Origin of the sequence: Providencia lanzhouensis, assembly GCF_050469745.1 — a bacterium.
GTDB classification, from domain to species: domain Bacteria; phylum Pseudomonadota; class Gammaproteobacteria; order Enterobacterales; family Enterobacteriaceae; genus Providencia; species Providencia lanzhouensis.
Genome location: NZ_CP174123.1, coordinates 3,663,541 through 3,686,965, shown reverse-complemented (window position 1 = coordinate 3,686,965; position 23,425 = coordinate 3,663,541). Strand labels below are relative to the sequence as shown.

Here is a 23,425-nt window from a genome sequence, read left to right as displayed (position 1 = left end):
CTCGGGTCACATACTTATGTATGCTCCCCGAGATATCTTCGTTTGCCGCCTAGCCACAACGCGAATTATTTAGAGATTGATAAGTGTTAAAAAACAGAAAAAAAAGAAAAGGGAAAAGGGAAAGAGAAAATAATCAGTGAAAATAAAGGATGTTGATTATTTTGTTGGAAGGTTATTTTTTTATTAAATAGTTTTTAATGATGATTAATATTTTATTTTAATCGTTTGTTGAAGGGCGATGTTTATTATCTTTATGTGGATTTTAATCTATGTCGTTTTTAATATAAATTTGCACTGTAGGTTTGCTTTATATAGGCATTCCTACAGTGCAAAGGGTCAAAATAAACTATAAACCTTCGGCCGCCTCACGTAAGCGACGCTTGATACCCGTATACTCCTGAACCACATAATGCTCGGCTTTATGTTGATCCGCGATTGGCTCAACACGCACCGCACAATATTTGTATTCCGGTGTTTTGGTTATCGGGCTTAAGTTCTCAGCGACCAGTTCATTACAAGCACCAATCCACCACTGATACGTCATATATACAGCACCTTTATTTGGGCGGTCGCTGATATTTGCGCGGGTGATGACTTTACCTTGTCGTGAACAGACCCAAACCAGTTCCTGATCTTTAATGCCTAAGGCTTTCGCATCGGCCGTATTGATCTGAACAAAACCGGGTTCGTCAGCAAGAGATGCGAGGGCTTTACAGTTACCGGTCATAGAGCGGCAAGAGTAGTGACCCACTTCACGCACGGTGGCAAGAACCATTGGGTACTCAGTACTGACTTGGTCGATTGGTGGGCGCCATTCGCAAGTAAAGAATTGACCTCGACCATTTGGTGTATCGAAATTACCACCTTCATACAGGTACTCGGTGCCTTCACTTTCTAATGTACGGCATGGCCATTGAATGTATGCCAAGCCCGCCATTTTCTCGTAAGTCGCACCAAAATAAATCGGGCAAAGCTCACGTAGCTCATCCCAAATTTCTTTGGTGTTGTTGTAGTGCATTGGGTAACCCATTGCAGTTGACATTAAACTGATGATTTCCCAGTCAGTTTTCACATCACCCACAGGTTCAACTGCTTTATAGAAGCGTTGGAAACCACGGTCAGCTGCCGTATAGACACCTTCATGTTCTCCCCAAGAAGTCGCTGGGAAAATCACGTCGGCAATCGACGCGGTTTTGGTCATAAAGATATCTTGCACGATTAACAGCTCAAGTTTGTCGAACGTGCGGCGAATCGTCGCTAAATCCGGCTCAGTTTGTAGTGGATCTTCACCCATTACATAGTGTGCTTTCAGAATGCCTTCATCGATAAAGTGAGGGACTTCACTCAGCGGAATACCATTTTCATCCGGCATTGCGTCAATGCCCCAGAATTTGGCAAATTTATCGAGAGCCGCTTTATCCGAAACATACTGATAGCCCGGTAGCGTGTTCGGTAAAGCCCCCATATCGCAGGCACCTTGTACGTTATTTTGACCACGTACAGGACCCACACCCACATGCGGCTTACCTAGGTTGCCAGTGAGTAATGCCAAGCTGGTGAGAGACTGAACGGTTTCCACCCCTTGATAGAACTGAGTGACACCCATGCCCCATAAAATGGTGGCATTTTCAGCTTTAGCGTACATCCGTGCGGTTCTGCGAATATCTTCAGCTTTGATGCCAGTGATCTCTTCAACCGACTCAGGGGTGTACGGCGCCACTAATGCACGATATTCGTCGAATTTGTCAGTATGTGCCTCGATAAAGGCATGGTCATACAGATTTTCCTCGATGATAACGTAGGCTAACGCATTCAATAATGCGATATTTGAACCGTTTTTCAGTGGCAAGTGAATATCTGCAATACGCGCGGTTTCAATATAACGCGGGTCGCAGACAATAATTTGTGCCCCTTTTTCTTTCGCTTTTAAAATCCGGCGAGCGACAATAGGGTGTGAGTCCGCGGCGTTATAACCGAAGACAAAAATACATTTGGTATCCTCAATTTCAACAATTGAGTTACTCATTGCGCCATTACCGACCGAACGCTGCAGACCTGCAACCGAAGGGCCGTGTCAGACACGAGCACAGCAGTCGATATTGTTACTACCGACCGCTGCACGAACAAATTTTTGCATCACGAAGTTAGCTTCGTTACCCGGACCGCGGGAAGAACCTGTCGTCATGATGGCTTTTGGACCATATTTTTCTTTGATGGCTAATAAACGGGAGCTTGCAAATTCAATGGCTTCCTCCCAAGAAACGACCTCTAATTTGCCACCACGCTGACGGCGGATCATCGGGTTTTTTAAACGCGGCGTTAAAATTTTCGTGTCATGAATGAAGTCCCAGCCATAGTAACCTTTCAGGCAAAGTTCCCCTTCATTTGTGTGACCATTTGCGCCTTCTGCGCCAATGATCTTCCCGTTCTCCACCTTCAGGTTGATTTTACAGCCTGAGGCGCAATACGGGCAGACGGTGATGACTTTTTCCATCAACATTGCTCCTCTATTTTTGTGTAGCGGTTTCCCGCTCTTTCAAGAGAGCTAATGCAGGGTTTGTGCCAGTTTTTTTAGCGGAGATTGAATTTGTAATTAACTGAATAAAAAGAAAATATTTTTAGGTGAAAAGTAAACAAAAGCTAAATGGAGAGGAAATCGTCAAAAGTGTCGAGGGTTTCTCGGACAATGACGTATAGTTCTTGCATAATTTATTTCATAATCTTGTCACAAAGTGGTTATTTATTCGTCATTATTATGACTTAAATTTGCCAATAACGCGCATGTGAGAGGACTTCATTATGTTTAGTGTTGATGCTTTACTGGAAAGTGCTTTTCCGCAGCAAACACTGCCCGCTTGGAAACGGAAATTATTAAAGCGTTTACTACATGAAAGAGATTTCCAGCAGCTTGCTGAAGATTACCCACATCTAAAAGGGCTCGATCTTGTCGAGCAATTTATGAATGATTTGAATGTCCGTTGCGAATTAGGCGACGGGGATTTAGAAAACATCCCAAGCCAAGGTCCGGTTTTATTTGTTGCAAATCATCCGATTGGCTCTCTTGATGGGCTCGCCATTTTACGCGCAGTCGCAACGGTTCGACCGGATGTCAAAATCGTTGCGAATCAAATGCTCAGTTACCTTGAGCCACTTCAAAGTTTATTTATTCCTGTCGATAATGTTGGCAACCGCACCAACCGCCAGCAAGTCGTCGGTATGCAATCTCATCTTGATAACCAAGGAGCTTTGGTTGTTTTCCCTGCGGGGGAAGTTTCTCGCTGGAGCACGAAAGGCATTAGTGATTGCCATTGGCGCACGGGTTTTTTACGTTTAGCCGCCAAATCTCGCGCACCGATTGTTCCTGTGCATGTGCAAGCTCGTAACAGCCTGCTGTTCTACACAACATCCTTGGTGTATAAGCCACTATCGGCTTTGATGCTGGTGAACGAAATGTTCAAGCAGCGCAATAATCGCATCAAATTACGTATCGGTGGGCGCATCCCGTTTTCTCAATGGTATGACGGGCGAACGAATGATAATGAGCTGGCAGAGCGGTTTCGTCGTCATGTGTATCTGCTAGGTAAAGGAAAAGCGGGGCTGTTTACCTGTGAAGCCCCAATCGCGTTACCCGAAGATCGTATTGAACTGAAAAAGGCTTTAGCGGCTTGCGAGCAACTAGGCGTGACTCCCGATGGTAAAATTATTTACCTTTATCAGCGTCAGCAAGAAGAGCGAACGCCAATTTTACGTGAGCTAGGACGATTGCGGGAAATCGCATTTCGTGCGGTGGGGGAAGGCTCCGGTCGACGCCGTGATCTCGATAGTTTCGATGACGATTATTACCATCTTATTTTATGGGATGAAGAGGATTTAGAAGTGGTGGGCGCATACCGATTTGTGCCGACGGAGCAGCAGCTAGAGAAAAAAGGGTTAGAGGGGATCTACAGTAATAGCCTGTTCCACTATAACCAAGACATGATGCCTATTTTGGCTCAAGGGATTGAGTTAGGGCGCAGTTTTATTCAGCCTGCCTATTGGGGCAAACGCGGCTTAGATTATCTTTGGTTAGGTATTGGCGCGTATTTAGCGAAGTATCCGCAATATCGTTATCTATTTGGTCCAGTGTCTATCTCTGGAAGCATGCCCGTTGCTGCGCGTGATTTACTGATTGCATTTTATCGCCTCTATTTTTCCTCTGAGTTGGCAATGGCGCAATCTCGTAAGCCTTACCCGGCATCACTACCACAGGTTTTAGCTCAGTTTGATGGTAATAATTACCAAGAAGATTTGGTGAAGCTAAAAAGCTTACTGAGCAATATTGGCTGCTCTATTCCGACGCTGTATAAACAGTACACCGAGCTGTGTGAGCCAGGTGGGGTGCAGTTTATTGATTTTGGTACCGACCCTGCGTTCAACGACTGCATCGACGGTTTAGTTTTGGTGGATTTAAGCCGCTTAAAACCGCAGCGTTATCAGCGTTATATTGCAGTCCATCAAGCGCAATCGACGACTGAATAAAATGACGGGAAGGGTGAAAAGATTCATCCTTTCCTGTTTTATTTATACTATTAATAATTCCGCCAGTATTATTCACCCTGTCATTATTCCATCATAAATTTGTCATCTCACTGACCCATTCCTTTCGTAGCATCCTCGATAACGATTAAGTCCCAAAGAGGATAACAATGTATGTTAAACGCACTCTCTTCATTGAATGGGAGTCAGGATGCTTTTCAAAAAGCTAACGCAGCGAATGCGCAATTTGCTTCGCAGCATCCGATGATTTCTATTCACAAACTCTCTCAAATTTTTGCTCATCAAACGGTGTTGGATGGGATTGATCTGACTGTTGCAAAAGGCTCTATCTTAGCGCTATTAGGTCCCTCTGGTTGCGGTAAAAGTACCTTATTGAAGCTGTTAGCGGGGTTATTGCAACCAAGCTCAGGTGAGATTTTCTTGAATAAAAAGCTGGTCGCAAGTTCCCAGAGACTTGTCCCGCCGGAACAGCGCAATCTCGGTATGGTGTTTCAAGATTATGCACTTTGGCCGCACATGACCGTATTTCAGAACGTGGCATTTCCTTTACGTATGCGCAAAGTGGCGAGTCAAGCGATAGAGGATAGGGTGAACCAAGCCTTAGAGCGGGTTGGATTAGCAGGGTTTGCTAAGCGTAAACCTGCCGACCTTTCAGGCGGACAGCAGCAACGGGTGGCATTAGCCCGCGCCATTATCGCGGAACCTGAAATTTTACTGTTTGATGAACCCCTTTCTAACCTCGATGTTGCCTTGCGCCGTGCTCTGTGTGATGAGATGGCGCAGTTACTTCGTTCACTAGAAATTACCGCCGTTTATGTCACGCACGATCCGGCTGAAGCCCATGCATTGGCGCATCAAATTGCCCATATCCAAAACGGCAAAATAGACAGTTTGACCACCTTATGAAGAGAGACTCTGTTATGCAAAAGCTAATGTTATCAAACCATTTTTCCATGAAAGGTATCGCAATGAGTTTAGGATTATCCTGTGCACTATTTTCCGTTTCTTCCCAGGCATTGACCGTCTATACCGCAGGTCCAGGGGCGATGGCAAAACAGTTAGCGGCAGGGTATGAAAAGCAAACGGGCGTGAAAGTGGATGTTTTTCAGGCTACGACAGGTAAAGTGATGGCGCGCTTAGAGGCGGAACAAGCCAACCCGCGTGCGGATGTCTTGATCTCTGCTTCATGGGATACCGCGGTAGACCTTCAACAAAAAGGTTGGTTACTGGCGTATGAAAGCCCGAATGCCGAAAAAGTGCCTGCGCAATTTAAAACGCCATACTATGTGGCGCAAGGGATCTCCGCATTGGGGATCGTTTGGAACAGTAAAAGTGGCACGCCGAAACCAACGGACTGGGCAGATTTAGCGCAGCCCGTCTTTAAGGATAAAGTCACCATGCCAGACCCGGCATTGTCAGGGGCATCGTTAGACTTATTGTTGGGATTACAGAATGCGAAACCAGAAGCCGCATGGACACTATTCTCTGAATTGAAAGCCAACGGCATGGTGATTTCTGGTCCGAATGCGCAAGCGTTAACGCCTGTGTTGCAAGGGGCAAAAGCGGCTGTATTTGGTGCAGTCGACTATGTGGCTTATGGTAGCATCGCGGAAGGTGAATCCATCGAGGTGATTTTCCCAAGCAGCGGAACGGCCATCGCACCACGTCCAATGATGATTTTAAATAGCAGTAAACAGCAAAATGAAGCCAAGGCTTTTATTGATTACGTGCTCTCCCCTGAAGGTCAGAAAATCGTGGCAGATGCCTGGTTGATGCCAGCCAGAATGGATGTTGCCGGTAAGCGCCCTGATTTTTCGACGTTAACACTGTTGCCAGAACCGACCACTGATAGTGCAGAGCGCAGCAGCGTGTTATCTCGCTTTAGTGGGATTTTCCGCTAACGGTTTTCTCTTCCTCGCCGCTGGGTGGCATTAGCGACCCAGCAGGAGCTGATTTTCTGATGATGACTCGTCGTTTATTGCCATTCTCGATCTTAATCGCCTTGGCGATTTTAGTGATTATTCCCTTGAGTTTTATTGTGTTACAAGCGCTATTTCCGCATTTTGGACAAGGGGATTTCAGCCAAATTTTCCAACCGATTATCCATCTATTTAATGAACCGGAACTGGCAAATTTACTGCAAAATACGCTTTTACTGGGTTTAGGTGTGGCGCTGGTGAGTGCCGTGATAGCTATTCCATTAGGGGCTTTACGTGGGTTATTTAACCTGCCTTTTGCCCGTATTTGGGACTTACTATTTTTGATCCCATTTTTAATTCCACCGTATATTGCAGGGCTTTCATGGATGTTAACCTTGCAACCGAATGGTTATTCTCAGCAATTATTTGGTATTAGCCCCGGCAGCGCGCTATTTTCCCTTGGGGGAATGGTGGTGATTATGTCATTGAATTTATTTCCCGTTCTTTACTTTGCGGTCTCTCGCAGCATGGCTGCGAATGGCAACCGGCTGGCGGATGTGGCGCAAGTTCATGGGGCATCCGCATGGCAGGCATTTATGCGAGTGACATTGCCTCTTTCTTTGCCCTCGATTGCCGCTGGTTTATTGCTGGTCTTCACTTTAGCGATTGAAGAGTATGGGATCCCCGCAGCGATTGGCTCGCCGAATGGTATTCGGGTTCTGACAACGGATATCGAGCAGCGTCTTGCCGATTGGCCGATAGATTTACCGGGAGCGGCATCGCTGTCATTGGTATTAGCCAGTTTGGCGCTACTGGCTTACACCTTACAGCGTTCGTTAGTATCTGGGCGCAATGTGGCGACGAATACGGGCAAAGCCGCGGCATTGGTGACACGCTCATTGGGTATTTGGCGTATTCCCGTGGTGTGTTTGTTTTCTTTCGTGGCGCTTTGCGCGGTTGGCATGCCGTTACTGGCTATGTTTGGCACGGCATTTTCCAATACGGTTTCTGGCGGATTGACGCTGGATAACCTAACGCTCCGGCATTTTTCTGGGCTATTAAATAGCCATACGGAAGCCCTCGATGCCTTATTGACGAGCGTTTCTCTCGCAACGGCAACAGCGATATTGACGGGGATATTGGGTTTTTTATGTGCATGGCTGGTCGTCGCGCAGCGGATCCGTGGAGCAGCCTTACTGGATGGGCTTTCATTGCTGCCAATTGCCATTCCCGGCATTGTGGTCGCAGTGGGGCTTATTTTGGCGTGGAATCAACCGTTTTGGCCCATCACGCCTTATCATACTTGGGGAATTTTATTGCTCGCTTATAGTTGCTTATTACTGCCTTATCCCGTGCGTTATTGCAGTGCGGCATTCACGCAAATTGGCGGTAGCTTATCTGATGCGGCACGGGTTCATGGCGCAGGGTTAATGACGTCACTGAGACTGATTTTATTTCCGTTGGTTTTACCGAGTTTAGTGGCGGCGATGATGTTGGTGTTTGCGGTGGCATCACGAGAGCTGGTTTCCTCGTTGTTACTGGCGCCTGCGGGTATGCAAACCGTGTCGATTTTTGTTTGGCGCCAGTTTGAGCAAGGTTCCATCGGCAGCGGTATGGCGATGGCCTGTCTGGCAGTATTGATAAGCTTAACCTTGATGCTGTGCGCGCAATTTATTCAGCAGCGGTATAGCCGTTAATCAACCATCCCAAGGGCGATATTCACCTTGGGATGCACGATTTTACAAACTCGATTTAGGAATTGGTGGCGCAAATTGCAGAGCGCCCGCGATGCGGTTCCAAGCGTTAATCGCCCCAATCGCTGAGGTTAGAAACGCAATTTCGGATTCAGTAAATTCATTCTGTAGTGCTTGATAAACATCATCAGAAACATGCTGAGCAGCCATTAGCGTTAGTGATTCTGCCCAAGAAAGCGCCGCTTGTTCGCGGGGAGTATAAATACCGGCATCACGCCAAGTTGGTAAAAGATCCAATTTAGCGGCTTCAATCCCTAATTTACGGGCTAAGTTTAAGTGATACTGCAAGCAAAACGCACAGTCGTTGATTTGGGAAACGCGTATTTTCAGTAACTCAGTGAGCGGTTTTTCAAGCCCTGAATTGCTAACGGCTTTTCCCAGTTCTCCCATCGCAGCAACGACTTCAGGGGCGATTTTTTCAAACTGATTCCAATCACTTCTTCCAATAATTTCAGGTTTCATTCTGTGCTCCAAACAGATAATATAAGAACTCTGATAATAATATTCGAATTCTTACATTATGCGCAAGTCAAAAGTTAATACATCGATGATCCCTGAAATAGGGGAAGGCAAACGTGGGGAATCAGGTCATATTGGCTATTTACTGCGGCAGGCTCACGCGGCTCATCGTATTCGCATGGAACAAGTTTTGCAGGATGTGGGTGTAACGCTTCCTCAATTTTCTGTGTTGCTAATGATTGCAGAATATCCTAAAGCCTCAGGGGCTGATTTAGCGAGGCTATCATTATTAACGCCGCAGACCATGAGTGTGATTGTGAAAAACCTCGAAAAGGCGGGAATGATCTCTAAGTTGCCGCACCCTGAGCATGGGCGGATCCAAATTATTGAAATAACCCAATTAGGGAAAGCATTATTACTTCAATGCAAAGGTGCTGTTAAATCCACTGAAAATAGATTATTAAGTGGAGTGAGCGAGTCTGATGAAAAAGTGATCCGAAAATGGCTGGTGGATATTGCCAAGCAATTTGATATCGACAAAGCCTAATACTCCCTATCTAATACTTCCTATGACGTGAGAGAAAATAATGAAATTCAAATATGCTATTTTGTATGTCGAGAATGTAGAGAAAACCCTCGATTTTTACCAACAAGCTTTTGGTTTTAAACAATCCTTTCTCCATGAAAGTGGTGATTATGGCGAGCTGGATACTGGCAGCACAACGATTTCATTTTCTTCATTGGCACTAATGAACCAACTAGGTAAAGGCGCGGTTGCTCCCAATCCGCATTCTCCTGTTTTTGAACTTGCTTTTGAGACTGATAATGTGGAAAACGCTTTGGCTCAAGCGGTTAAAGCAGGTGCTAAGTTGGTACAAGATGCGCAGGAGATGCCTTGGGGACAAACCATCGGTTATATTCATGATCTAAATGGCTTTTTGATCGAAATTTGCACGCCAGTGCAGGGTTAATTCATTGTAAATATCGGAATTAGTCGATATACCGAATCACCTATTTTAGTGAGAATACAGATAATTACGCTAAAAATAAGGAACAACGATGCAGGGCATGAACCCAGAAGCGCTCGACCATTTCAATGATATTATGCAGGTGGTTAACAAGCTGGCGAAGCTGTTAAATCCAGATTCAATCGAGAATATGGAAACGGATATCTCTTCATTTGAGGAAGAGTTAAAAGAGTCGATCAGTGAAGACGAAGAGGGGTTCGTCGAACGTATCGAAGAGGGTGAAATTGGCTATTTAATGGCAGATCTTATTGTCAGGTCGAATATGGGAAACAGCTTTTGGATAGACTGGAAAGACAGTGAGTCTGCTGTAGGCTTTTTGGAAAATGCGGTTGAGTTCGAAGGATTGGATATTCAGCTAGATTTTGCCGTTAAAGACCCTAAAAACGATTTAAGACCAGACCAAATTTTTGTTCGTGCTAATCAGCAGCTACAAGCGCTTGGCTACTATTTATTGGGCCTGACTTCCGGTAATGATGCTTACCATGAGATCTTAATTCCTTCCGGTATTTTCGAACCATTTATGGACATCATGGAACATTTTGACGTCATGGTTGAGCTGAATGACGAAGAGATTGAAGAATTACAGAGTGAATTATTTTAATTAGTGGCTTTTTTATTTCTAATTTATTGAAAAAGTAATCTCACTTTTTATTTTATGAATATAGATAATGTTTTTATTTATATTTGTGATCTAGGTATCTAAATTATCACTGATAATAATTTTATTGACTTGTACTAAGCTAAATTTACTGCAACACTTCTGAACATGAATAGATACGCTTTAATATTAGGTATATCTAATAAGTATCATGATCTAGAGGTGTTGAGTGAGAGAATCACTGAAAGGTTTATTTGGAAAAACAGTATTATGGCGTTACAAATTGCCTAATATGGAACCTAGTTTATCTAAGGTTACGATGAGTACATTGAACGATGATGTATTTGAATGTAATGATGATTCAGATCTTTCTGAAATAATCTATAACTCAATTGTTGAATATTCATTCAATCATTTTGATTTAGAAGGAAAAGATTTTAGAAAGCAGCTTGAAATTGCTTTAAGAACAAAAATAAAATATAAAGAATCTCAAAAATCAGAAACAAAAATAAAATATGGTTTTTATGGCGAGGTATTACTTTATGTTATGCTATGTTTTTTCTATAAATCTAATCCTATTATTTCAAGAGGGTATTTTTATAATCCGTTAGAAAATTCTGAAACTAAAGGTTATGACTCTTATCATTTAGTCGAAAGTGATAATAAGGTAGAGTTATGGTTTGGAGAGGTTAAGTTTAGAACAACATTAGAGAGCTGTATTAAATCAGCAGTTGAAGGGTTAGATAAGGCTTTTTCTGATGGTTATTTAGAAGAAAACATATTAGCAATGGTGAACTTTCAAGAAAGTTTTAGTAAGAAAGAATGTAAACTTAAGGAAGTTATTAGCTCTTGGGAGAAAGAACCTTCAATTAAAATTATAGATGAACTTAAGAAATTTAATATCAAATTAATTTACCCTATATTTCTTATATATCCTGATAACTCAACAGACTTTGATAGTAAAGTAAAGAAAGCAATAGATTATATAAATGCTAAATATCCACCTAAAGGATATAGTCTATCTATTGATTTTGATGTTTTTTTTATATTTTTACCTGTGGATAATGTTAAGAAAATTAAAGAGGATGTTATTACATGGATAGAGTCACAGAAGCCGCTATTATTATAAAAACACTTAATGAATATCAAGGAGGAAAGATTGATGAGCCATATTTTATTAGTAAGGTTTGTAATTATTTCGATAAAATAAAAGATTTAAACTTATCTAGCTCTGATATGAAGTTTCTTAGATATCTCTCAAATATTTGTGGTGTTCCTCATTATTATGATTTATTAATAAAAAAATTTGGTCATGAAGACAATATTACTGATTTTGATTTAAATACACTGTCAGCATCTATTTATGAAAGTACATTGCATATAGATAAAAATATTAAGGTACATAAATACCAGAAGCAGGTTTTAGATAAATTCAAAAAAAATCACCTAAATAGATTTTTTTTATCTGCAACAACATCTTTTGGCAAGACATTTTTAATTTATGAGATAATAAAGAATTTTGATTATAAAAATGTGGTTTTAATATTTCCAACAATAGCTTTGTTATCTGAAAATTATGAAAAGTTAATGCTACTATCGGAGTATAAATATTTTAATGATAATTTTTCAATACATACTCTGAGCGATATAACTAATATTAAAGATAAGAATATATTTATATTCACACCTGAACGTTATCTCTCTTTTATTGATAAAAATAAAGATTTAAAATTTGATTTCGTTTTTGTAGATGAAATATATAAGATAGATAACGAATTCATGATTGATTCTTTAAATATAGAAAATGAGAGAGATACCGCATATAGAGTTGCATTGCAGGATATTTTAGTCAAATGTAAAGATATTCTTCTTGTAGGACCTTACATTCAGTTTCCTAAAAAAGATGATACTAATGCAAATCAATCTTTTAATAATTTTTTGACGCATAATGAATTTATAATAGTTGATTTTAATAATTATGAGATGGTGAATAAATCGAATACATTAATTGGAAATAGAAAAATATTCATTGATGAAGGCTTAACCATTGATTTAAAAGGCTATAGTGGTAAAAGAATTGAAGAACGAATTACAAAAATAGTATCTGATATAAGAAGTGTAAATGAGAATGTAATACTATATTCGAGAGGGCCAGGTTCGGCTGAACGTTATGCAAAAAGTATTATTAGTAAAAGTAGTAACTATAAATTATCAACTAGACTAAGTTTATTTATATCGCATCTTGTAAAAAGTTATAAGTATAAGAACTGGGTAGTAATTGAATCTTTGAGAGAAAAAATAGGAATTCATCATGGATTAGTTCCTAAATATATACAGAAGGAAATAATTGACTTATTCAATAATGGTGATATAGATATATTAATTTCTACAACAACTATTACGGAAGGTGTTAATACATCGGCAAAAAATCTTTTAGTATTAAATTCCACCAAAGGAAATAAAATATTAAAAAAATTTGATGCTAAAAATGTAGCAGGAAGAGCGGGACGATTTTTACACCATTATAGCGGACGTGTTTTAGTGCTAGATAAGAAATTCAATGAAATAATTAATGGTGATGATGATGAAATTAAACATAAAAATTTCGATCAAAATTCAAATAAAAATGAAATAGACTATTTTATTACAGATGAATCTTTCTTAAATGATTCAGATAAGTTAAATAGAGATGCGATTTTACTTGAACTAGAAAAAAGAGGTATTCCAGATGATATAATTGGAATGTATAAGGTGATATCCTACAGTGATAAACTAAAGGTTTTTGATGGGATATGTGATATTTCAAATGATGAGATTAAAAAAATAAATAAATTAATATCATTATTAAACTATAATCTATCAGTTGATTTTGATGGGTTGAAAGTTATATTTAAAATAATAAAGCCAATTATCTCAAATAAGGATTTGATTTTTTTAATTGAAAATGAAGCCATGATAAAAAAAGGCGCAAATATAGGTAAGAGCTATTCTTTATTGATTTATTTACTATCTTTTTATTTAAAGGATGGCTTTATAGGTAGTGTGGAATATAACTTAAAAAGAAATGTCAGTAATGAAAAATATACGATTGATAATGCAATAAGAGAAACATCTAAATTTGTTTTTAATACATTAAAATATCAATTGGTTAAATATTTAGGGGTGTTCAATGTTATGTATAAATACTTTTGCGTTACTAAAAATAAAGGGGTTTTTAGCGAAATAACTGGGATTGATAAATTACTTGTCAAGTTAGAATACAATGCTGTTTCAGAAAAGGGGAGGCTGGCAAGTGACTATGGTGTACCAAATAAAGTGATTGAATATTATGATGATGGTGAAGTTGAAGGTTTTGTTGGGAATTTTGATAAATATGAATATGAAAAATTTAAATTAGTAGATTCTATTTTGAATAAGAATTTAAAATAATTACCAATATCATTTTTTAAATTCAAACCATTAAAGAATAAAATTTTATGGTGATTGGTGAGATATGGTTTTTTATTTTTAAGAGGTAAGTATTTATGATGATTAATATTTTTTTGAATGAAATTATATATAATTTTCTTGTTTATATTTTCAATGTCGTTAGTTAGCTAAAGTAGTTAGGAATTATTTTTTAAATTGGGGGGTATAATTTTTATTCCCTTTTTGTATCTCATATTACCATTTAAAGTTGGCGAATTGTGAATGAACCATTACAGATAAAGGTTACTATGCCCTTTTAACTGGAACATTTTTATAAGTTAGCTAAACCGATTCATTCTATTATCTGTATAGGTACTCTCAAGTTTTAAGGTTTCAGCATTTTTTATCGTGAACGTGGGTAGATTTAACACTTTTAGCCTTCTTGCTAAGGGGGATTGTTTCATCATCCCCGCGCATTTTGCACGCGTCAGTGCTTTTCTTATGGGCTTGGTTTCATTCGCCATATCTTTTCTACATATTCATTAATAGTTCTATCGGAAGAGAAATAGCCCATGTTAGCGATATTATTGAGTGTTTTTTGCGCCCATAACGTTGGGTATTGGTATAGCTTATCGACGGCATCTTGGGATTGAACGTAAGAGTGGTAATCGGCAAGTAATTGATAATGGTCTCCAAAATTAATCAGAGAATCATAAAGCGGGTAATAGCGGTTAGGGTCATCGGGACTGAAAATACCCGAAACAAGGGAATTGAGGACATTGTGTAGGTCTTCATGTTCTTGGTAAATCTTTCTTGGGTCATAGCCTTGTGTACGAATCGCGTCAACTTGCTCGGCGGTATGCCCAAAGATAAACATATTTTCTTCGCCAACATGTTCGCGAATTTCAATATTGGCGCCGTCTAATGTACCGATAGTCAATGCACCATTGAGGGCAAATTTCATATTACCTGTTCCTGACGCTTCGGTTCCTGCAAGGGATATCTGTTCGGATAAGTCGGTGGCGGGAATAATTAACTCCGCTAAGCTGACGCTGTAATTCGGGATAAAAATCACTTTTAAACGATTTTTGATTCGGGCGTCGTGGTTAATCACGTTAGCGACATCATTGATAAGCCGGATGATCATTTTGGCGTTAACGTAGGATGAGGCGGCTTTTCCCGAGAAAATCACCACGCGCGGAACCCAATTCTTTTCGGGAAGTTGCAAGATTCGCTGGTAGCGCCCAATGACTTGCAAGATATTGAGTAATTGGCGTTTATATTCATGAATGCGTTTGATTTGTACATCGAACATGGCGTGAGGATCGACGATGATATTGACGTTTTTAGCGATATAGTCGGCGAGGGCAACTTTGTTCTCTAACTTACAGGTTTTTAACCGCTCGATAAATAGAGGAAAATCTGTGTACTGCTGTAGGCGAGAAAGCTCTGTGAGATCTTCCCGCCAACCTTCACCGATGGTTTCATCAATCAAGCTCGCAAGGGGTTTATTGCACAACGCCAGCCAGCGGCGTGGGGTAATGCCATTGGTGATATTGCTAAAACGCTCAGGAAATACTTTGGAAAAATCAGAGAAAATTTCTTGAGTCATAAGCTCCGAATGCAGCTTGGACACGCCATTGACTCGGTAGCTGCCCACGACGGCAAGCCATGCCATGCGAACATAGCGCCCATGGGATTCATCAATCAGAGATAAGCGAGTTAAAAGTTCTGGGTTGTTGGGGTAACGCTGTTTGATCTTAGTGAGAAAGTGGTCATTTATTTCAAAGATAATTTGTAGGTGGCGGGGGAGTAATCGCCCAAGAAGGTCGACAGACCAACGTTCTAATGCTTCTCCCATCAGAGTGTGATTGGTGTAAGAAAAGGTTTTTTCACTCATTTGCCATGCGGCTTCCCACTCATATTCGTGCTCATCGATAAGCAAGCGCATCAGTTCAGGAATCGCTAAAACGGGGTGGGTATCATTCAAATGGATTGCCACTTTATCGGCAAGGTTACTTAACGTGCCGTGGATTCGGTAATGGACATCGAGGATATTCTGCAAGGTTGCTGATACAAGAAAATACTCTTGCCCAAGACGTAAAATTTTCCCCGATTCCGTAGAATCATTAGGGTAGAGTACGCGGGAGACATTCTCAGAGAAATTTTTCTCTTCAACGGCTGCTGAGTATTCCCCTTGATTGAATTTGTTGATGTTCATCTCATTCGTGGCATGGGCAGACCACAAGCGCAAAGTGTTGGTGGAATCACATCCATAGCCCATGATGATTTGGTCATAGGCGCGAGCAAGCACTTCTTCAGTTTCCACCCAGCGAACGATTTTGCCTTCTTGCTGAAGGCGACCCGCAAAGCGGACTTTATAGCTAAGGTTATAGCGTGGAAATTCCCATGCATTGCCATATTGTAGCCAGCGGTCGGTGGACTCAACTTGTTGGCCATCAATAATATTTTGCTGAAACATGCCATATTCGTAGCGGATACCAAACCCAACGGAAGGGATTTTTAAGGTGGCGAGAGAATCTAAAAAGCAGGCAGCAAGGCGCCCTAGACCTCCATTGCCTAAACCAGGATCATCCTCTTCTTCTAAAATCGCACTCAGTTCAAAGCCCATCTTTTTCAAAGCATCAGACACATCCTCATACATGCCCAAATTTAATAAAGTATTGGAAAGGGTGCGCCCAATCAGAAATTCCATGGATAAGTAAGCGACAGCGCGATCCGATTGAGACAGAGAACGGCGAATGGCACGCAACCAACGGTCAACGGTTAAGTCGCGGATAGCGTAGGAGATGGCATTTAGCCAATCATGTTGAGTGGCAATAATGGGGTCTTTGCCAATCATAAACTTCAATTTGGTTTGGATGGAGTCGATTAGAGTGTTGATTCGCTGTTCGCGATTTTGGATGGTAAATGGATCATTCATGGTCAGCACCTTCCGTCGTTGGCTCAATTAAGTTCCGGTAAAGCGCAAGGTATTTTTTGGCGGAAGCTTGCCAGCTAAAATTCATCTGCATACCTTGTCGGCGTACGCGTTTCCAGCGAGTCGGTTCATTCCAAAGCGCGAAAGCGCGACGCACAGCATCATTGAGTTCGGTAGTTTTTCCATGGTGGGAGCGATAGCCGTGATAGTCATGAAATACAAAACCCGTTGCCGTGCGATCTGCTAAATTTTCGAGGGAGCAATCGGTGACAGTATCGGCTAGCCCGCCCGTGTGGCGAACCAGTGGAAGAGCGCCATATTTCAGACCATAAAGTTGGGTCAAACCACAAGGTTCGTAGCGGCTTGGCACCACAATGACGTCAGCGGCAGCAATCAGTTTATGGGCGTGGAGTTCGTCATAGCCAATAACGACAGAAACCTGTTTTGGGAATTGGTGAGCCAATTGCTCAAAGGCGTGTTGTAAGTCAGCGTCGCCAGTGCCTAAAACTGACAGCTGCCCACCTTGGTGTAGCAAATCGGGGATCACTTCTAGCAAGAGGTCTAATCCCTTTTGTGTACTGAGGCGGCTGACAACGCCGAACAATGGCACTTTATCGGTGACATTAAGTTTGTTTTCTCGCTGGTGAGTCATTTTACAGATGGCTTTGCCGAGCATGTTTTGTCGCCCGTAGTTGTGGGAGATCAACGGGTCAAGTTGCGGATCCCAGACTTGGTAATCCACGCCGTTTAAGATCCCTAAAATATCCTCTTGAGATTGGCGCTGTTTCAATAAACTGGCGAGTCCATAACCGTATTCGGGAATAGTGACTTCTTTGGCATAAGTGGGGCTGACAAAAGTGATTTTATTGGCGTAGAACAGCCCCGCTTTTAGGTAGGAAATTTGCCCATAAAACTCTAAGCCTTCGGGGGAATAAAAGCCATTAGGTAATTGTAATTCAGGAAAATGGGTTGCTGAAAACAGTCCTTGGTAAGCCAGATTATGGACGGTAAACACGCAAGGAACAGGGTAATTTTTGGCGGCAAGATAGGCGGCGCAGAGTCCTGCATGCCAGTCGTGGGCATGAACAATGTCAGGCCGCCAATCGACATCAAAACCACAGGCTAGTTCGCTGCTTATCCAGCCTAGTAAGGCAAAGCGCAGATAGTTGTCTCTGTATTCGTGTTGATGATTGTCGTGATAAGGGCTGCCTGTGCGCTGATAGAGATGTGGGGCATCAATTAAATAGAGACCGACACCATCATAATAACCAAAACGTAGAGTGATGGGGCCTGCAAATGTATTGATATGGTTGCCAACTAAGGTGTGGTGAATCGCATCCAGTAGCGCGGGAAAACCGGGTAATACGATACGGACATCCGCCCCTTCAGCGATTTGAGCTTGGGGTAATGCGCCGAGCACATCCGCTAAGCCGCCTGTTTTTAGAAGGGGAAATAGTTCTGAGCCAGCATGAAGTATGCGCATCTGAATCTCCTTTAAGCCGCAAGATTATCGAGCATTTTTTGAGTGACAAGGACGATGCCACCTTCAGAGCGATAGAAATGTTGTGCATCCCATTGCGGGTTTTCACCAATCACCAGTTTGTTGGGTAATACACAGCCGCTATCGATAATGCAGCGTTGTAAGCGGCAGGCGTATCCAATAGAGACATCGGGGAGGATCACGCAGGCATCGAGTTGGCTGTGGGCATTCACGCGGACATTTTGGAAAATCACGGAGTTAGCAATTTTGGCGTCTTCAACGATAGAACCAGCATTAATTAATGTGTTGGTAATTTGAGGAGATTGCAGCGATTCACCTTGAATAAACCGAGCTGGTGCCAATGGGGAGTGACCCGTCCGAATCGACCAATGAGGATCATACATATCCAGTGCGGGCTTCGCTGAAACTAAATCAATATTGGCGTTCCAGTAAGCATCAATGGTGCCCACATCCCGCCAGTAGGGGGATGTGCCCATATTAAAATCAGAATAGACGCAGGAACGGCTAAACGGATGCGCCCAAGCCTTACCTTGCTGTACTGCTTTAGGGATTAAATTCTTGCCAAAATCATGTTGTGTATTCTGTTGCTGCTGCTCTTCCGCGAGTAATTGATAGAGGTATTGGGCATTAAAAACGTACACGCCCATGCTGGCTAATGCAGAATAAGGTTTCCCGGGCATCGATGGGGGAAATTGAGGTTTTTCAATAAAATTAATGATTTGTTCGTCATCGTTAATGTCCATAATGCCAAATTCAGATGCTTGGCTACAGGGTACTTCAATACAGGCCACCGTACATTGGCTCCCTTTTTCTACATGGTCTAGCAACATGCGGGAATAATCCATTTTGTAGATATGATCCCCTGCTAACACAATGATGTATTTGGCTTGATATTGGCTAATAACATCGAGATTTTGAAAGATGGCATCGGCAGTACCTTGGTACCAATCTTCGGCATCCTGTTTCTGTTGAGCAGGGAAAATTTCAATGAATTCATTGGTTTTCCCGTTTAGAAATGACCAACTGTGCTGAATATGTTGGATTAAATGATGAGAATAGTATTGGGTCAGTATACCGACGCGATAAATACCTGAATTAATACAGTTAGATAAAGTGAAATCGATAATTCGAAATTTCCCGCCAAAGTGGAGTGAAGGTTTTGGCTGCTTCTGAGTCAGGGCTTTGAGACGAGAACCTTTACCACCCGCCAAAATAAGCGCAACTGTATTGCTCGGAAGTTCTTTGGATAATAGCTGCCTCGAAATGGGATTTGGGTAGGTGTAAAAAGGCATTTTTTCTAACATATCAATTCCTTAATGAGCACTTGGCGAAAAATCGTGGCGCTGCATGACCACGAAGGTTTTTGGAGGAATAGAACCAATTAGGTGGCAATTAAAAGGTGGGACAGGGTGCCAATCCCCCTCGGGAAGCGTGAGCGAATGGACTTGCTCAGTGAAATTAATCAGTAATAGCCATTGACCAGAAAGTAATACTTGCATGGAGCATGATTGCTGCCATTGTTCAAGGGTTATGGGAGAGCCTTGGGCATTTAGCCACTCAACGGTTTTATGGGGGGGCAGTGAATGCCACCATTGCCCCGAAGTCAGAGCCGGGATTTGCTGGCGCAAAGCGGTAAGTTGTGCCGTAAATTCCATAAGAGCACTATCCGCTTCCCGCCAGTTAAGCCAGCTTATCGGGTTATCTTGGCAATAAGCGTTATTATTTCCTTGTTGGCTATGCCCTAGCTCATCCCCCGCGCGCAGCATCGGCGTGCCTAATGACAGGAACAGCAAGCTAAGTAAATGGCGCTGACTCTGTTGGCGTTCCGATATTATTTTTTCAGGGGCGTTTAACCCTTCGAAACCATAATTATGGCTGTTGTTGCTGTCACTACCATCTTGGTTATTTTCACCGTTGGCATGGTTATGTTTGTGATTAAAACTGACCAAATCTCTCAGCGTAAAGCCATCGTGTGCGGTGATGTGGTTAATTGAAACAAAACAAGAGGGATGACTCGGTGAAAAGCGGGTTTGTGAAAAGTCATCCCGTGAGCCAGCTAGGCGGTTTGCCAAAGTTCCGATAGGAATATCACGATATAAAACAGCACGGCGGCAATCATTACGAAATTGGTCATTCCATTCGGCAAAAGGCGGTGGAAATTGCCCTAATTGGTAACTGTTGTTGGCGAGATCCCAAGGTTCAGCAATTAGCTTCAGTTGTTCAAGAATGGGGTCTTGGGTGATAGCTTTAAGCAGCGGAGCCTGAGAATTAAACGCCGGCGTTCTTCCCAATATCGTGGCTAAATCAAAGCGAAAGCCATCAACATGGCATTCAATCGCCCAAAAATACAGGCAGTCGAGCACCCATTGGCTTACTGCCGAATGAGACAACCTCAGCGTATTGCCGCAGCCCGTCCAATCCGCATATTCGCCATTGTCGTTTAACCAGTAATAGGTGGGGTTATCTAACCCCCTAAACGATAAGCAAGGTCCTGAACGGTCTAATTCGGCAGTGTGGTTAAACACAATATCGAGGATAACTTCAATGCCGGCACGATGCAGGGCTTTGACCATATCGCGAAACTCACTCAACGGCGTAGAGCCTGCTTGCCCAGACCAATATTGAGGCTCAATCGCAAACGGTGCCAGCGTGTTATAGCCCCAATAATTAGTGAGATTTTTAGCCTGCAATCGCGGCTCATCCAGATGAAATTGCACAGGGAGCAACTCCAGTGCCGTCACGCCAAGTCGCGTTAAATGCTGGGTTATGCAAGGGTGTGCGATAGCAGCATAGCTTCCCCGTAAAGCGGGTGGAATTTCAGGGTGTTGCTTGGTAAGTCCGCGAACATGAGCTTCATAAATCACGGTTTTTGACCATGGAGTATGAAGAGGGGTATCTCCTTGCCAGTCATAAGGTTCATGGCTGACGACCGAATAAGGATGCTGTTTACCAGTGAGTTCGCGGCTGTAAGGGTCAATCAGTAAGTGAGTTTCATCAAAATATAATCCTGCTTTTGGTTCCCATTTCCCTCTAGCTCGATAACCATAATGTAGACCCGCTTTTGCGCCCATTAAATAACCATGCCAAATATGGTTATCTCCCCGATAAAGCGGGTAACGAATTTCAGCACCGAGTGAGTCCAGCACGCACAGGTCAATGTGTTCGGCACGCTCGCTGTAAATAGCAAAATTGACGCCGTGTTCGTCCATGTGGCTACCAAGTGGGTGAGCATGACCTTGCCGAAAATTAAAATGTGTCATTCGGTCGCTCCCGTTTCAAATACAGGGTAGCCAAAGGGGGAAGCGTAATATTTAGGGAGTGATTTTTACCGTGAGCCGCTATTTGCTGGGTGGATATTGCGCTCTGATTACCCACATTACTGCCGCGATAATAGTGAGAATCGGTATTGATGATTTCTTGATAGCAACCTGATTGGTGAACGCCAATGCGGTAGTTTTCGCGGGGAACAGGGGTGAAGTTGGATACCACTAGAATTTCATGGTTATGGGTATCTCGACGCACAAAGGCGAATACTGAGTTTTGGTGATCATCAACCACCAACCATTCAAAACCTTGTGGGGAATAATCGAGTTGGTACAGCGGGGGCTGCTGCTGATAACAATGATTTAAATCGCGTACAAGGCGCTGTACACCCGTGTGCCAGCCATCATATTCAGGATTCAGTAAATGCCAATCTAGCCCTGTGTCGTGATCCCATTCTCGCCCTTGGGCGAATTCTCCCCCCATAAACAATAATTTTTTACCGGGATGTCCCCACATGAATCCATAGTAAGCCCGTAAATTGGCGAATTTTTGCCATGTATCGCCGGACATTTTACTCAGAAGTGACCCTTTGCCATGCACCACCTCATCATGAGAAAGGGGTAAAACGAAGTGCTCGCTGTGGGCGTAAAACATGCCGAAGGTCATTTGTTGGTGATGATATTGGCGGTAAATCGGGTCAAGGGACATATAGCGCAGAGTGTCGTGCATCCAGCCTAAATCCCATTTGAAATCAAAACCTAAACCGTGATTTTCAACAGAGCCTGTGACATTGGGAAAGGCGGTTGATTCTTCGGCTATCATTAACGCATGGGGACAATTCTGTTGAACAATTTGGTTGGTATAACGCAGAAAATCGAGGGCTTCTAGGTTCTCTTTGCCTCCCCATTTGTTGGGTACCCATTCCCCTTCTTCGCGGCTGTAATCGCGGTAAATCATTGAGCTGACCGCATCGACACGTAACCCATCGATACCAAAGCGTTCTAGCCAATATAGGGCATTACCTGCCAAAAAGTTTGCCACTTCATAGCGGCTGTAGTTATAAATCAAGGTATGCCAGTTTTGATGGATGCCTTCGCGCGGATCCGCATATTCATACAGTGCGGTACCATCAAATTGGATTAACCCATATTCATCATTAGGAAAATGGGCGGGTACCCAATCGAGGATCACTTTGAGGTGATACTGGTGGGCGGTTTGAATCAAGTAGAGAAAATCCTCAACGCCACCAAAACGGTAGGTTGGGGAATAGAGCCCAATAGGTTGGTAGCCCCAAGAACCATCAAACGGGTGTTCGCTGATAGGGAGCAATTCCAGATGGGTAAACCCCATTTCTGCCACATAAGGAATAAGCTGTTCAGCCAGTTGTCGGTAGCTGAGCCAGCCATTATTGTGTGGATGACGGCGCCAAGAGCCTAAATGCACTTCGTAGATTGAGATTGGCGCAGAAAGTGGCGAATTTGCGTTGGCAGAGGGGGGCGGAGTTTGGTTGTCTGGCAAGGCCGTTATCACTGATTCCACATGAGGAAATAGCACGCTTTTGAGTGCGTAAGGGTCAGCTTTGACCCGCATATAACCTCGGCTATCTTGTAATTCATATTTATACGCTTGCCCGATTTTTGCCTCAGGAATAAACCGCTCCCAAATGCCCACTTCATGGCGTAATGTCATTGGGTGAATGCGCCCATCCCATTGATTAAATTCACCGACGACAGAAACCTGTTGGGCATTGGGTGCCCATAAAGAAAAAGTCACCCCATCAACACCGTCGAAGTTGACGGGGTGGGCACCAAGACATTCGTAGGGACGTAGATGGGTGCCTTCTGCCAGTAGCCAACCATCTATGTCTCGAATGAGAGTGCCAAAGCCATCAGTGCGCTTTTTAATTGCTTGGGTTTCTGCGGAGGATATTTCAGCAGAACGACGCCCTGAAGTTATTTGAGAAATAACTTCGCGATTTTTATTTGGCAAATAAATAACCTCAAGAAAAGTGAAATGA

At 42.6% G+C, this 23,425-nt stretch carries 15 protein-coding genes and 1 pseudogene; 9 read left to right on the top strand and 7 right to left on the bottom strand.

Features of this window, described 5'->3' with window-relative positions; translation table 11 throughout:
• Window positions 1–346: 346 nt before the first annotated feature.
• Complete coding sequence (gene fdhF / locus ACIH2S_RS17240) at window positions 347–2,494, bottom strand: formate dehydrogenase subunit alpha (RefSeq protein WP_080675601.1); 2,148 nt, start codon at window positions 2,492–2,494, stop codon at window positions 347–349.
• Between the two features lie 305 nt (window positions 2,495–2,799).
• On the opposite strand from fdhF, the gene ACIH2S_RS17235 reads away from it, so the two are divergent.
• The 4 genes from ACIH2S_RS17235 (at window position 2,800) to ACIH2S_RS17220 (ending at window position 8,152) form a co-directional block, all read left to right on the top strand.
• Window positions 2,800–4,518, top strand: coding sequence for a lysophospholipid acyltransferase family protein (locus ACIH2S_RS17235; protein ID WP_036949195.1), 1,719 nt, complete (start codon window positions 2,800–2,802; stop codon window positions 4,516–4,518).
• 171 nt (window positions 4,519–4,689) lie between these two features.
• Window positions 4,690–5,442, top strand: coding sequence for an ABC transporter ATP-binding protein (locus tag ACIH2S_RS17230; protein WP_036949197.1), 753 nt, complete (start codon window positions 4,690–4,692; stop codon window positions 5,440–5,442).
• 47 nt (window positions 5,443–5,489) lie between these two features.
• Window positions 5,490–6,437, top strand: coding sequence for an ABC transporter substrate-binding protein (locus ACIH2S_RS17225; protein WP_410431431.1), 948 nt, complete (start codon window positions 5,490–5,492; stop codon window positions 6,435–6,437).
• A gap of 62 nt (window positions 6,438–6,499) precedes the next feature.
• On the top strand, window positions 6,500–8,152 hold the full coding sequence (locus ACIH2S_RS17220) for an ABC transporter permease (protein ID WP_154599980.1): 1,653 nt from the start codon (window positions 6,500–6,502) through the stop codon (window positions 8,150–8,152).
• A gap of 42 nt (window positions 8,153–8,194) precedes the next feature.
• On the opposite strand, the gene ACIH2S_RS17215 is transcribed toward ACIH2S_RS17220, so the two are convergent.
• Complete coding sequence (locus ACIH2S_RS17215; RefSeq protein WP_272535623.1) at window positions 8,195–8,671, bottom strand: carboxymuconolactone decarboxylase family protein; 477 nt, start codon at window positions 8,669–8,671, stop codon at window positions 8,195–8,197.
• A 58-nt stretch (window positions 8,672–8,729) separates the two neighbouring features.
• Between ACIH2S_RS17215 and ACIH2S_RS17210 the strand changes: the two genes are divergently transcribed.
• From ACIH2S_RS17210 to ACIH2S_RS17190, 5 genes are all read left to right on the top strand, one after another.
• Complete coding sequence (locus tag ACIH2S_RS17210; protein ID WP_036949201.1) at window positions 8,730–9,215, top strand: MarR family winged helix-turn-helix transcriptional regulator; 486 nt, start codon at window positions 8,730–8,732, stop codon at window positions 9,213–9,215.
• 40 nt (window positions 9,216–9,255) lie between these two features.
• Window positions 9,256–9,639 carry a VOC family protein gene (locus ACIH2S_RS17205; protein WP_349488088.1) on the top strand — a complete coding sequence of 128 codons (384 nt, stop codon included), beginning with the start codon at window positions 9,256–9,258 and terminating at the stop codon, window positions 9,637–9,639.
• 88 nt (window positions 9,640–9,727) lie between these two features.
• Entirely contained in the window at window positions 9,728–10,297 is a 570-nt protein-coding gene (locus ACIH2S_RS17200; protein WP_430247785.1) for a DUF6630 family protein, read from the top strand.
• Between the two features lie 226 nt (window positions 10,298–10,523).
• Window positions 10,524–11,423 carry a HamA C-terminal domain-containing protein gene (locus ACIH2S_RS17195; protein WP_430247783.1) on the top strand — a complete coding sequence of 300 codons (900 nt, stop codon included), beginning with the start codon at window positions 10,524–10,526 and terminating at the stop codon, window positions 11,421–11,423.
• The gene (locus ACIH2S_RS17190) at window positions 11,390–13,723 is read left to right on the top strand and encodes a DEAD/DEAH box helicase family protein (RefSeq protein WP_430247782.1); all 2,334 of its coding nucleotides are present in this window, start codon (window positions 11,390–11,392) and stop codon (window positions 13,721–13,723) included. Before ACIH2S_RS17195 ends, ACIH2S_RS17190 begins: the two co-directional genes overlap by 34 nt.
• A 478-nt stretch (window positions 13,724–14,201) precedes the next feature.
• Here ACIH2S_RS17190 and glgP read toward each other — a convergent pair whose 3' ends face one another.
• The 5 genes and pseudogenes from glgP to glgB form a co-directional block, all read right to left on the bottom strand.
• Window positions 14,202–16,646 carry a glycogen/starch/alpha-glucan family phosphorylase gene (gene glgP, locus ACIH2S_RS17185; RefSeq protein ID WP_430247780.1) on the bottom strand — a complete coding sequence of 815 codons (2,445 nt, stop codon included), beginning with the start codon at window positions 16,644–16,646 and terminating at the stop codon, window positions 14,202–14,204.
• Window positions 16,639–18,126, bottom strand: a complete 1,488-nt coding sequence (gene glgA, locus ACIH2S_RS17180; protein ID WP_349488092.1) for a glycogen synthase GlgA — start codon at window positions 18,124–18,126, stop codon at window positions 16,639–16,641. Before glgA ends, glgP begins: the two co-directional genes overlap by 8 nt.
• 11 nt (window positions 18,127–18,137) lie before the next feature.
• The gene (glgC, locus tag ACIH2S_RS17175; protein ID WP_108479527.1) at window positions 18,138–19,448 is read right to left on the bottom strand and encodes a glucose-1-phosphate adenylyltransferase; all 1,311 of its coding nucleotides are present in this window, start codon (window positions 19,446–19,448) and stop codon (window positions 18,138–18,140) included.
• 9 nt (window positions 19,449–19,457) lie between these two features.
• A complete protein-coding gene (glgX, locus tag ACIH2S_RS17170; protein ID WP_108479526.1) occupies window positions 19,458–21,404 on the bottom strand; it encodes a glycogen debranching protein GlgX in 1,947 nt (648 codons plus the stop codon).
• Window positions 21,391–23,295, bottom strand: a pseudogene (gene glgB / locus ACIH2S_RS17165) (1,4-alpha-glucan branching protein GlgB); the annotation flags it as partial. The gene glgX and the pseudogene glgB, both read right to left, overlap by 14 nt.
• Window positions 23,296–23,425 lie beyond the last annotated feature (130 nt).